A 12,608-nucleotide genomic window follows, 5' to 3' on the forward strand; every position below is an offset into this window, starting at 1 on the left:
GGTCTAACTTTATGTGTATTTACATTTGCACTTTGGACTGTGTTTTCTTATGAAGAGTCAGAAAAATTTAATGGTTTCCCAATTCCTAAAAATGCTGAAGTAATTAATAGCCGCAAAGGTTTTTCATCTTATTCAGGCTTAGCCGTTTCTGAAACAAAGAAAGATGGACTTCCATTAATATATCGTTTGCATATCAAAGCGAGTGGATGGAAAAAAACCTTCCAGGAGGGCGCTTTGACAACTTACGAAAAAGATAATCACAAAATTGACGTTATTGCAGAAACAAATTACTTATCTATCGGTGTCAATAAAGAGTAGTATAATAGATATTTCTAATAAGATGGGAATATATCAACCTAGAATCATTGAAATTTTTCTGATGTTAATAAGTTTATTCGATTAAGCAATGACAAGGTGGTAGTTTCTAAATTAGTATCAGGACCTGTTAAGCGTTAGTTAACAGAAAATGATTTTGTATCATCAACTGAGTGGTAAGACCTGCTTGATGAGAAGCGCCCTGCGCTCGAATTACGCATATTAGTCGGATCTTTGAGCATCTTGAATAAGTGATTGAAAAAGTTGGAAAACCAGAAGCTGTTGCCACAGATGCAGCTTAAAAACACTAGTCAATACTAACTACATTTTTCGCAAACAAATCACACCAGCTTTACCCTATACACGTTCTCAAACAAAAGAAGGAGTCTTCCGCAAACCTGACTATGTGGACGACGCACATTTTGATTGTTATCTATGCCCATCGGGCGAGGTTATAAAGTACACAACAACAAATAAAGACGGCAATCGTGAGTACAAATCATCCAAATCCAACTGAAGCTAATCCAAATAGATTAGCTTTTTTTCATTCAGGAACATATACAAAGGAAAAGTAATGCAAATGATAAATCAATTTAGACTAATGTACCGTAGAATCCATTTGGTTGTTCAACTTGACTGCTTCATTATGGGGACATTATAAAATAAAATCGTGCATTCCGCATGGCGAAATGCACGGTCTTTTATTTCTTCGGCAATGGATCTTTTGAAACTTTTTCGAAAAACCGTTCAACATATCCGAAATCCGTGTAAAAGAATAATAATAGGTCACCTGGTTGTGATATTTCCCAGGCTTTTACGAAGGCATCCAATTCGTTAAGCACGAGACAAGTCCGATCTTTATGTAGCCCTTCTTCTATCGCAGCTTCCTGAAGCAGTTTTGCTACCTCAAAGGGTTCCCTTCCCCGTAGATCATCGTCTTCTTTAATGATGAACAAATCAGAATGCATTGCCGCCACTTTGGAGAGCCTGATAAGCTCTTCATCAATTCGGTCCCCTGGCCCTGCCAAAACAGTGATAAGACGATTTCTGTTATAGGCACTGACCGTTTCGAATATGGCTTTTAATCCTGCTTCATTATGTGCATAGTCAATGATGATGGTTCGCTCTTTTAACTTTTTTAAATTGAAACGTCCTTTGGATAAATTCGTATCAGGCATAAACGAGACAGCCTTCTTTCTTAGTTCTTCCATGGAAATGCCTTGTGTATGAGCTGCGGCTAACGCCTGAAGTAAATTGGCGATATTATGACGTGCCATGCCGGAGATCGTTATTGGAATCTTATTGCAATCCATAAATTGATGGATGATACCATCTGATGCATGAAGAATCATCCCTTGCTCATTGACATACCATACCTTACATCCTTCATTAATCGCGGCCTTCACCAGTGGCTGAGTGGCATCCGTAGAGGTGTAGATGACTTGCCCATCTGTATAAGCTTCCATGGCTGCTACATTCGGATCATCCGCATTCAGTATACAGTATCCCGTTTTCAGAACGATTTCGGCAACCAGCCGCTTTAATTTTACAAGATCCTCCAATGTATCAATTCCATCATTGCCGAGATGATCCTCACTCACATTTGTAATGATGCCCACATCACATTGACGAAAAGCCAGACCTTCACGCAAAATTCCTCCCCGTGCCGTTTCCAAAACAGCCAAATCGACTTCAGGATGGGCCAATACCATCCTTGCACTTATCGGGCCACTGCAGTCACCTTGGTCCAATACCTCATCACCGATATATACTCCATCTGAATTCGTCATTCCGACCTTTGTTTTTTCATTTGAAAGAAAGTAATGAACCAATCGAGTCGTTGTCGTCTTACCATTTGTTCCTGTCACTGCGATGATTGGTATAGCTCCCTCTTCCCTAGTCGGAAATAAATAATCGACTATGGCTTTGCCGACATCCCTTTTTTCCCCTTCACTCGGATAGTGATGCATTCGAATTCCTGGTGCAGCGTTCACTTCAATGATCGCTGTCCGAGAATGGTCGATTGGTTTGGATATATCCTCACAGATAAAATCTATTCCGGCAATATCCAACCCGATTGCTCTTGCGGCAGCAACCGCCATGTTCTTAATGGTTGGATGGATCTGATCGGTTACATCGATTGCCTTCCCACCTGTTGAAAGGTTTGCATTGCCGACAACTTGTACCAATTCTCCTTCCTTCGGAATAGTATTAAGCGTCCTGTTCGACTTTTCCAAATAACAAGTCACGGTGTGTGTAAGCGGAATTTTTGACATCGGCTTTTCATGGCCCTCTCCCCGCAACGTATTACGATTTTCCTTTTCTATCAATCTCCGTATCGTTTCTTTACCGTTTCCAATAACATAGGGAGTAAGCCTCAAACTGGATGCTATAAGCTCTCCGTTGACAATCAATAACCGGTAGTCATGTCCTTCAAAATGTCGTTCGACAATATACTTCTCTACATGCGATTCCAAACAATTGATTACATTGAAGAGTTCATCCTTATTCTTGATATGGGTGATGACCCCTTGGCCCTGCCTACCGTTATACGGCTTTATAACCAATGGAAAACCAAGCCTGTCCGCTGAGTCAAAGATATCCTCAATGGAATGGGCAATTTCCCCTTCAGGTACAGGAAGGCCACACCCTTTCAAGATCGCTTTGGTCAATGATTTATCACATGAGTTCTCCACGGCAATATTCGAAGTCTGGCTTGAAATTGTCGCCTGGACATACTTCTGCCTTGAACCTGTTCCTAAACGCAGTAAACTATCATCACCCATTCGTTCGACAGGAATATTTTTTGCTTGTGCTGCCTTAAAAATGGCTTCCGTACTTGGCCCTAGTTTATTTTGATAATAGATTTGTTCAATTTGTTTTACATATAATTGTACATTTATATGGTTTTCATCATTCAGGATGGCTTCCGCGATTTCTTTAGCTGCCAAAAAAGCTTGTAGACCGCATTCTTGCTCCTGATAGTCATATGTAACATAATAATGACCCTTCTTTCCCATCATTATCGTTTTTCCTCGAATGGCATCGATTCCGGCCAAGTTTTGAAGCTCAATTGTCATATGCTCCAATATATGCGCCATCCATGTACCGTTTCTGAGCCTTTCAGCGAACCCTCCTCGATACCCCTTTGAACATGTATGACTTCCAATATTAGGGAGAAGCTTCAACAATTTTTCATTGAACCCGGGAATGGTATCAGATGGTTTCTCTTCCAGTTCCCCTATATCCAATTCAATGCAAATCGTTGGTGTATAAGCAAAATAATTGGGTCCTTTTAAATAACGGACTCGATTGATTATCATGGTTGGCTCCCCTTTTTCATCAACAATTTCCTGGTAAGCAGGTCAAAACGATAGCCCCTGGTAAGTGCATGAAGGTTAAATCCCGAGAGAGTCAGCTCTTCACTGCCATTTTCAGAAGATGTGATATTGATATAATTGCTTTTGCTGCCATCAAGCACTAAAACTTGATGTTGTCCAAATACTTCAAAATGGCCGTCATTGACTAAAATAGCTGTATTTTCATCAATGCCAATACCCATAATTTCTTTATTTGCCGCTATTGCGCTTAATAGACGATCAAAGCGTCCACGCTGGGAAAAATGTTGATCAATGATCAGTCCATCCAGGAATCCGAAACCTTGCCCAAGCTCAACCTTTAACTTATCATCATTCAGCATCGTATCAGCGGCGACAATCATATCTTTACCTAAAATGGAAGCACCCGCACTAGTTCCCGCTATCACCATTCCATTATGCCAAGCTCTAGAAAGGGTATGGTGGAATTTGGATTGTCCGATCAATTCAGATAACCGGCTTTGGTTTCCTCCTGTAATGAAGATGGCGGAATAAGAAATCAGCTGTTCACAAAGTGCCGGATCATCCGCATCTTTCCTAGAATCCAACTTGATCACTTCCACCCTTCCCACGCCTAATTCTCTAAAAATCTTGATATACTCCATACTCACTTCTTCAGGAATTTCACTTGCTGTCGGCAGTATTCCTATTCCGCCATCTGAGCGGATTGAAAGCTCGACAAATTTATTTAATACTTCACCCTCAAGGCACTTATCCTCTGCCCCGCCAATGATAAGTAACTCACCACAATTCATTCCTCATACTCACCTTTACATATGGATTAAGATCATTAAATGGCTCTTTAAAGAACACATAATGACTAGTATGGCATCTTGTCTTAGTCTTCATTCATAAAATTGGCAAACTGTAGAAATTTGTTTAACTTAATGAAAATAGAGGAAAAGTAATAGAGTAAAAAATATAAGGAGTGTGCAAAGATGAGCCAAAACCAATTAAAAGAAAAAGCATTGAACATCATCGGTGATCATAAAATAGGAGTTTTATCATCTGTAGAAAATAACAAACCACATTCACGCTATATGACTTTTTTTAACGACGAATTAACTTTATACACACCAACGAGTGCTAAAACGGAAAAAATTGATGAAATTGAAAAGAACCCTAATGTTCACATCCTGATTGGCTACGAAAATGAAGGGTTAGGCGATTCTTACTTAGAAATCTCAGGGACATCTAAAATTAACGATTCACAGGAACTGAAGGATAAATTATGGAATGAGTCATTTGAAAATTGGTTTGACGGTCCGAAGGATCCAAACTATATTCTCCTTCAGATTAAGCCTGAAAGCATCCGATTGATGAACAACAATGGTGAACCTCCACAAGAATTATCATTATAAATTACTATTATTTAGTATTCACGAGTAATAAGGCAAAACTTACGAGTAAATGACCGAAATTCACGAGTAAAACGCCTTAATTCACGAGTAAATGACCGAAATTCACGAGTAAAACGCCTTAACTTACGAGTAAAACGCCGAAATTCACTGGTATTATGCTAAAAACTCACGACTATAATAAAAATATTGATGAAAAAGCGAATTAAAAACCCGCACTCATAAATGAGTGCGGGTTTTTTCACGATTACACCAACTCCGATTGGATATAATGCAAAATCAGATTGGCTGTATGCTTTAATGAAGAGATATGAGTTCTCTCAAAGGCATGGGAAGCATCAATTCCCGGTCCGATCAAACCATGTACGACATCGTATCCTGCCCGGATCGCAGCAGAGGCGTCCGATCCATAATACGGATATATATCGACGCGGTAGTCAACAGCATTGGCTTGGGCAAGTGCGACAAGATGCTGACGTAATTTATAATGATACGGACCTGAGGAGTCTTTTGCGCAAATTGAAACGCTAAATTCATCCGTTGATTGTCCATCACCGATCGCTCCCATGTCGACGGCCAGATATTCGACTGTTTTCTCTGGGATATTGGAATTTCCTCCATAACCGATTTCTTCATTGTTGGATATCAAGAAATGGGTCGTATATGCCAATTTTATCTTTCCTGCAGAAATAAGGTCAATGATATGAAGGAGGATGCCAACGCTTGCTTTATCATCCAAATGCCTTGATTTCAAAAAGCCTGTATCCGACTCCTCCACTCTTGGTTCAAAAGAGACAAAATCGCCAACAGAAATACCAATGGCCTCCGTTTCCTTTTTAGTTTTCACGACAGCATCTATACGGACTTCAATTGTCTCATCATCACGCTTGGCATCTCCTGCATTTTTATATACATGAACAGAGGTCTGATTGATTAAAATGGTCCCGGTGATAGTTGTCCCGTAAGCCGTATGGATTTTACAATACTCCCCTTCAACAGAATTCCAGCGGAAACCTCCTATCATGGTCAACTTCAGGCGGCCATTCGACTTAATTTCCTTGACCATCGCTCCTAGAGTATCGACATGTGCAGTCAGCAATCGATGTCTGCTATCATCTTCGCCTTTTAATGTGGCAAGTAGTGCGCCTTTATTCGTAATCTTGTATGCAACTTGCCTTTTCTCCAAGAATTCGGCTGCATATTTAATGGCTTGCTCCGAATAGCCGGAGGGGCTAGGTATGGATACTAAATCTTTTATGTATGATACGATTTCCTTTTCTTTGATTATACTCATGCTATCTCTCCTTTCCTCTTTTGTTTATTATATCTTTTCATGCCAACTTTTAACATACAAAGGACCGCCAAAAGACGGTCCTTTGATTGAATTATCTCATATGGGCCAGAACAGGTATGATGGCCATAACTTATGTTGAAATTCCATATTACGCCTCATTCTCCATATTCATTTTCCTTTTCCACTTTTCACGCCATACCTTATATCTGCTCATTTCTTCACTACTCATAAAGAAACCTCCTCCATGACGAACGTTCAATTTACTTTAACTGTCTTTGGTTGTTGGACATTTCCTTCATATATTCCAAGAAGGCAATTCTCTTTTCGTCTGGATAGGCTACAATGTCTGCAATGATTTCCTCTTCAAGAGGTTTCAGCAATCGACCAATCGATTCAGTAAACAATATTTCTAACTCTCTCTTTGTTTCATTAGGATTTCTCACTTCCAACCATATCACCCTTCCAATTACTTACTATTATGTATATAGCCTTAAACCACACCTTTGAAACGCAAAAAATCGGCCACCTATACAGGCAGCCGATTGAAATCATTCAATAATATTATTTGGTTACGCCCACATTATGCCATTGATATTGGCGACCTGCAAGGTAATCATAACCCGTAACCCGTTCATTCACTCCCGCCAATTGATAACGGAATAATGTCGGAATGACTGGAACCTCTTCATGGATCAATTCTTGCCACTCATTATACGTATCGATCCGATATTGATCATCAAATGCTTCCTCTGAAATCCCTTTCGCCAGAAGCTCATCATTTTTATCATTCACCCAGCGAGTATAGTTAAATTCCGCAGACCTAGCCCATAGACCTGATGGATCCGGATCAGAAGCGACTCCCCATGCAGCTGAATAAACATCCACTTTATCATTATCCTTTTTCAATAGGTCGTAGAATGAATTGAACTCATGCAGCCTACCATCCTGCAATTCAACGTCCAAACCTACTTGTTCCCATTGTTGGATATAATACCTTGCAAGAGGCTCGGAAACATCGGAACCGCTCATGGAAGCAAAATTGATCTTAAACTCTTTCCCATCCGCATCTTCACGAATGCCATCTTTATTTGTATCCACAAATCCTGCTTCATCCAAAAGTTTTTTTGCTTTTTCAGGATCATATTCATAGGCTTTTACATCTTTATTGTTATATTTGAAGTTTGGTGTAATGACCGAGTTGGCAGGGAAGCGAAGGCCCTTGTACATCTTTTCGCCCACTTCTTCATTATTGATGGCATATGCCATCGCCTGACGAAGGCGTTTGTCACCGAATTTAGGATTCTCATCCATAATATTTTCTTCTTTTTCTTTATCATAGTAGCCGAAATTGAAACCAATATAGGAATAAGCCAATTCAACTTTCCCCAATAACTCGATATTATCCAATTCCTTAGCCTGATCATATTGCTCAGCCAAGACCTCGGCTACATCGAGGTCACCATTTTCAAGTGACTTAACGACGACTGACGGATTCACGACTTTCAATGTGATACTGTCCAATTTAGGTTCACCGCGGTAATAATCCTTATTCGCTTCAAATTCGACCGCTTCCCCTTGAACGATTTTCTTCACTTTAAATGGTCCAAAACCAATCGGATTTTTACGGATTTTATCCGAAGATTCCAAATCTGCTATAGGAACATCTTTTAAGTATTCTTTATGAAGCGGGTATGTCCACAATCCAGTCGTAACGGAAGGATTCGCTTTCTTGAATGTGAAAATGATTTTCTTTCCGTCCACCTTAATGCCTGAAATGCTATCCGCTTTGCCTTCATGATACTCTTCCATACCTTCGATTAAAGCCATTTGTTCATCATAGCGTACACCTTTGTAATCCTTGCTTCCCATGACAAGATATGCATATTCTAAATCCTCACCTGTCACAGGTTTCCCATCATGCCAGTTTACATTATCCTTAATCGTCAGCGTCACCGTTTTATGATCATCTGAAATCTCATAAGTAGCGGCACCATCATTCGTGAACACATAGTTTTCATCTGTATCCAATAGATCTTCATCAAAGAATGTGATAACTTGGTTATCCGGTTCTCCTTGATAGAAAACTTTGTTTAATATCCCTTCAAACGGGGTATCTGATACCAATCCATATGTCAGGTGGCCGCCTTTGATCGGCTCTCCTTGATTAGTTGTCTTTGTCGGGAATTTAGAAGCATCGACCTGTTCGACAGCTTTCCCTTTTTTCTCTTTCGTTGACGATTTCTCCGTATCATCCGAACATGCTGCAAGCAGTAGAGACGAAATGGCCAATGCACTTAATACCTTACTATAGCTTTTGATCTTCAAATCATACACTCCCCTTTTTTTATCCTCTTCTTTGTCTTGCATCGGCGGCGCGTTTTAACGCTTGACCAACGAAATTTATACTCAGCATCAACACTAATATCATGAGTGATGCGGGTACCCATATCCACCACTTGTTTTCCAGAACATCTGGATTACGAGCATAACTGATGAGCGTCCCTAAACTCGGTGTGCTCTCTGGAAGACCGAATCCTAAGAAAGTCAAACTGGATTCTAGGCCAATATTGCCTGCGAGGTTCAAAATAAAGTTAACGATGATCAGTGAACTGACATTGGGCAGAAGCTGAAAAAGAATGATTTTCCAATGAGGCGTCCCAAGTGTCTTTGAGGCATGGATATAATCCAACTCACGCTCTGATAAAGCTTTTGAACGAATCAGCCGTGCCTTTCCTGTCCATAAAAACAGCGTCATGATCATGATGAAAACATATACGTTGAAGACTGGTACAATCGTGACTACAACAATGATGAACATCATTTGCGGAAGGGCAATCACGAAATCGATAATACGCATGATTACATTATCGGTGGCCCCGCCAAAGTAACCAGATAGAAGCCCTAATGTTAAACCGATGATTGCCGTGAATAAGGTGATGAACAAACTGATCGTGAATGAGTTCCTTGTACCGATGATCAATTGACCGAATACATCCCGTCCACCATAATCGGTACCGAGCCAATAGTCTGAAGATGGTTCCAAATAAATGGAGAGGAAATCGACCTTAGCAATTTCCTTGGCATCCATGAAGAATGAGGCACCGTAAACGAAAACCAATATAGCCACTAATATAATCAATGAGCCCATGGCAAGTTTATCCTTTTTGATTTCCTGCCAAATGATTTTCATTCCTGAAGGGCTCACATCTTTCACTTGTATGTTCTTTCCGGTTTCTACTTTCATTTCCATACGACTCACCCCGCCCCTATTCTATCCGTATGCGCGGATCGACCGCACTAAGTATGATGTCTGAAAGAAGAGTGCCAAGCAGAGTGGCAAATCCCGTCATCATGACGATAGCCGTGACAACGCTGAAATCCCGCAGACTGACTGAACTAAGGAAAAGCTGCCCAAGTCCCGGATAACTGAAAATGGTCTCGATTATGACAGCGCCCCCGATCAATCCAGTAATTTCATACCCCAAAAATGCTGCTATCGGTAAAAAGGAATTTCTAAGAATATGACGTGAATATACTTTTGATTCAGGTACTCCCTTTGAACGCGCAGTTCTTACGAAATCCTTGATTTTATTATCGATGATTTCATTTCGTAAGTATTGGATCGTACTTGTTGTTGCAATTAACGCTGTACTTAAAGCTGGTAGAATCAAATGATTGATCTTACTAACAACATAGGCGAATGTTCCTTCATCCACTTTTGAATCGACACTGCCACCAGAGGGAAACCAATCCAGGGCAAAGCCGAAAATGAATAACATGATTAACGCAAAGATGAAAATCGGTGTGCCAAACCCTACATAACTATATCCTGTAACGGTTTTATCCACCCAGGTATCGTTATACCTACCACTGAGTATGCCTAATGGAATAGCAAGCATATATGTAAAGATCAGAGTGACCAACGCCAGGAACACCGTGTTCCAAAGCCTGTCTTCGATAACATCCATAACAGGTGTTTTATGTGTATAGGAAATACCGAAGTCCCCCTGTACAGCATTGGATGCCCACCTTAAATATTGTTGATACCAAGGGTCATTCAAACCCAGCTCTTCCCTGATCCTATCAAGTTCGGCAGGATTTGCCCTAGGATTGATTTCCTGGCCTGATAAGGCATCTCCAGGCATTGCTTTTGCCATCATGAAAACGATGATGCTCAATAAAAAGAGCTGTGGGATCATAACTAATAAACGTCTGAGGATAAACTTCCACATATTCTTTCCACCTCCTTATAGTAATGCGACTCTATGTGTTGATGAGATTGGCTTCAAATCGTAAGCACGTCCATTCTCATCGAAAAATTTTGAATAGGAAGACTCATATTCTGCCGTAAGTTTTTTCCTAAGCTTTACCTTATCCCCACGAACTTCAGGCTCTAAATCAGGAATGGCGGCAATCAGTCGTTTCGTATATATATGTTGGGGATTTTCATAGATTTCATCACTTCTGCCTTCCTCTACTAATCTTCCTCGATACATAACACCCATCCGATCACACATATGCCTGATTACGCCTAGATCATGTCCTACAAATAAATAAGTCAAATTGAACTCAGCTTGAAGATCCTGGAGAAAATTCAATACCTGCGCTTGAACGGAAACATCAAGGGCTGATACTGGTTCATCGGCAATGATCAGTTTAGGTTTTAATGTCAATGATCTGGCAATCCCAATCCGCTGGCGCTGCCCTCCCGAAAATTCATGTGGATACTTGTGAATCGATTCTGGACTAAGTCCAACTTTGTCCAAGAAGTCCTGAACGATTTTCTTTTCCTCTGCAGGTGATAACCGTTCAAAGTTCCTCAACGGTTCAGCTATGATGTCCAGCACCCTTTTCTTTGGATTCAATGATGAATATGGGTCTTGGAAGATCATTTGGATATCTTTTCTGAATGGTTTAATCTCTTTTCTACTTAAAGCTGCTAAATCCCTGCCTTCAAACAGGATTTGTCCCGATGTCACATCATTCAGCTTGACAACTGCCTTACCAGTCGTTGACTTGCCGCTTCCTGATTCCCCGACCAGACCATACGTTTCCCCTTGTTGCAACTCAAAGGAAACACCATCCACGGCCTTTACATGATCGACCACACTTCGGAAAAAACCGCCCCTTATTGGAAAATGCACTTTTAAATTATCTACTTTGAGTAATGTCATGGGTCAATGCATCTCCTTCAGCTTGGAAATAAAATTCTTTATAGCAGGTACAACGTACAAAATGTTCCTTGCCCACTTCATGAAGTTGAGGCCTCTCCTCATGAGCATGTTTAGGAATCCATGGGATCCTATCTTGGAAACGGCATCCAACCCTATCCATTTTTGCGATTGATGGAACGATTCCCTCAATAACATGTAAACGATTTTTCTCACTTGTAGCTGAAGGAATTGAATTTAATAACGACCTCGTGTATGGATGCAGCGGATTGTTGAAAATCTCTTTAACACTTCCCGTTTCCACTACCTGACCTGCATACATGACAACAATCCTGTCAGCGACTTCTGCTACGACGCTCAGATCATGTGTAATTAGAATAATCCCCATTTTAGTCCTGCTTTGGATATCTTTCAGCAAATCAAGAATTTGCGCTTGAATCGTTACATCCAGGGCTGTTGTTGGTTCATCGGCAATGACCAGGGCTGGATTGCAAGCAATGGCAATCGATATCATTGCCCTTTGCCTCATGCCACCCGAGAGCTCATGGGGATATTGCTTGTAAGTCCGCTCAGGATAAGGAATTCCTACTTGTGTTAAAAGTCCGATCGTCCTTTTCTTTTTTTCATCCCCGGAAAGGTCAGTATGATAATCGAGATTTTCCTCGATTTGTTTTCCGATTGTCATTAGTGGGTTCAAAGCCGTTAAAGGTTCCTGGAATATCATCCCCATTTCCTTCCCCCGGACCTTATTCATTTGCGTTTCATTCAACGTTAGTAGATTTTGATCTTTATACTTTATGGTTCCTTCGGATTTGGTCCTTTGTTTATTGTGTAATTGCATGATAGATAAGGCCAATGCACTCTTTCCACAACCTGATTCTCCAACAACGGCTACAATTTCATTTTCATTCACCGTAAACGAAACATCATCCACCGCTGCATGATATTTGTTCCGGATTCGAAAAGAGGTAGTTAAGTTTTCTATTTGCAATATAGCTTTATTCATCCTTGCTCCCCCTAAACTATTTTATCGGGAAAATAATTAATCTTCTGATAATTAGTTAAGATTTTAATCAATTTTTAACATTTACAC

Annotated in this window: 11 protein-coding genes; 2 read left to right on the forward strand and 9 right to left on the reverse strand. The window is 40.5% G+C overall.

The features are described from left to right. The coding region (locus tag ACFWE9_RS22815) for a hypothetical protein (RefSeq protein WP_377358936.1) at positions 1-318 on the forward strand (318 nt) is incomplete at its 5' end. Between the two features lie 698 nt (positions 319-1,016). On the opposite strand, the gene cphA is transcribed toward ACFWE9_RS22815, so the two are convergent. Both cphA and ACFWE9_RS22825 read right to left on the reverse strand, forming a co-directional pair. After that, the gene (cphA, locus tag ACFWE9_RS22820; protein WP_377358938.1) at positions 1,017-3,638 is read right to left on the reverse strand and encodes a cyanophycin synthetase; all 2,622 of its coding nucleotides are present in this window, start codon (positions 3,636-3,638) and stop codon (positions 1,017-1,019) included. Then, a complete protein-coding gene (locus tag ACFWE9_RS22825; protein WP_377358940.1) occupies positions 3,635-4,447 on the reverse strand; it encodes a cyanophycinase in 813 nt (270 codons plus the stop codon). Before ACFWE9_RS22825 ends, cphA begins: the two co-directional genes overlap by 4 nt. Positions 4,448-4,630: 183 nt before the next feature. Between ACFWE9_RS22825 and ACFWE9_RS22830 the strand changes: the two genes are divergently transcribed. Further along, positions 4,631-5,053, forward strand: coding sequence for a pyridoxamine 5'-phosphate oxidase family protein (locus tag ACFWE9_RS22830; RefSeq protein ID WP_230157666.1), 423 nt, complete (start codon positions 4,631-4,633; stop codon positions 5,051-5,053). A 244-nt stretch (positions 5,054-5,297) separates the two neighbouring features. Here ACFWE9_RS22830 and ACFWE9_RS22835 read toward each other — a convergent pair whose 3' ends face one another. From ACFWE9_RS22835 to ACFWE9_RS22865, 7 genes are all read right to left on the reverse strand, one after another. Next, on the reverse strand, positions 5,298-6,344 hold the full coding sequence (locus tag ACFWE9_RS22835) for a M42 family metallopeptidase (protein ID WP_377358942.1): 1,047 nt from the start codon (positions 6,342-6,344) through the stop codon (positions 5,298-5,300). Positions 6,345-6,604: 260 nt separating this feature from the next. Then, positions 6,605-6,793: a hypothetical protein gene (locus tag ACFWE9_RS22840; RefSeq protein WP_230157668.1), complete on the reverse strand. Its 189-nt coding sequence runs from the start codon at positions 6,791-6,793 to the stop codon at positions 6,605-6,607. A 112-nt stretch (positions 6,794-6,905) separates the two neighbouring features. Further along, entirely contained in the window at positions 6,906-8,669 is a 1,764-nt protein-coding gene (gene opp4A / locus ACFWE9_RS22845) for an oligopeptide ABC transporter substrate-binding protein (protein WP_230157670.1), read from the reverse strand. A 19-nt stretch (positions 8,670-8,688) separates the two neighbouring features. Continuing rightward, complete coding sequence (locus tag ACFWE9_RS22850) at positions 8,689-9,588, reverse strand: ABC transporter permease (protein WP_377358946.1); 900 nt, start codon at positions 9,586-9,588, stop codon at positions 8,689-8,691. A gap of 22 nt (positions 9,589-9,610) precedes the next feature. After that, positions 9,611-10,576 carry an oligopeptide ABC transporter permease gene (gene opp4B / locus ACFWE9_RS22855; protein WP_230157674.1) on the reverse strand — a complete coding sequence of 322 codons (966 nt, stop codon included), beginning with the start codon at positions 10,574-10,576 and terminating at the stop codon, positions 9,611-9,613. A gap of 15 nt (positions 10,577-10,591) precedes the next feature. Then, the gene (locus tag ACFWE9_RS22860) at positions 10,592-11,518 is read right to left on the reverse strand and encodes an ABC transporter ATP-binding protein (RefSeq protein ID WP_230157675.1); all 927 of its coding nucleotides are present in this window, start codon (positions 11,516-11,518) and stop codon (positions 10,592-10,594) included. After that, complete coding sequence (locus ACFWE9_RS22865) at positions 11,496-12,521, reverse strand: ABC transporter ATP-binding protein (protein WP_230157676.1); 1,026 nt, start codon at positions 12,519-12,521, stop codon at positions 11,496-11,498. Before ACFWE9_RS22865 ends, ACFWE9_RS22860 begins: the two co-directional genes overlap by 23 nt. Positions 12,522-12,608 lie beyond the last annotated feature (87 nt).

Origin of the sequence: Peribacillus sp. NPDC060253, assembly GCF_042727425.1 — a bacterium.
Taxonomy (GTDB): domain Bacteria; phylum Bacillota; class Bacilli; order Bacillales; family DSM-1321; genus Peribacillus.

Bases quoted from the DNA above. Each gene is read 5' to 3' on its own strand.
- ACFWE9_RS22825 (WP_377358940.1), bottom strand. From the start codon at position 4,447: ATGAATTGTGGTGAGTTACTTATCATTGGCGGGGCAGAGGATAAGTGC.
- cphA (WP_377358938.1), bottom strand. From the start codon at position 3,638: ATGATAATCAATCGAGTCCGTTATTTAAAAGGACCCAATTATTTTGCT.
- ACFWE9_RS22860 (WP_230157675.1), bottom strand. From the start codon at position 11,518: ATGACATTACTCAAAGTAGATAATTTAAAAGTGCATTTTCCAATAAGG.
- ACFWE9_RS22830 (WP_230157666.1), top strand. From the start codon at position 4,631: ATGAGCCAAAACCAATTAAAAGAAAAAGCATTGAACATCATCGGTGAT.
- ACFWE9_RS22865 (WP_230157676.1), bottom strand. From the start codon at position 12,521: ATGAATAAAGCTATATTGCAAATAGAAAACTTAACTACCTCTTTTCGA.
- ACFWE9_RS22835 (WP_377358942.1), bottom strand. From the start codon at position 6,344: ATGAGTATAATCAAAGAAAAGGAAATCGTATCATACATAAAAGATTTA.
- ACFWE9_RS22850 (WP_377358946.1), bottom strand. From the start codon at position 9,588: ATGAAAGTAGAAACCGGAAAGAACATACAAGTGAAAGATGTGAGCCCT.
- opp4B (WP_230157674.1), bottom strand. From the start codon at position 10,576: ATGTGGAAGTTTATCCTCAGACGTTTATTAGTTATGATCCCACAGCTC.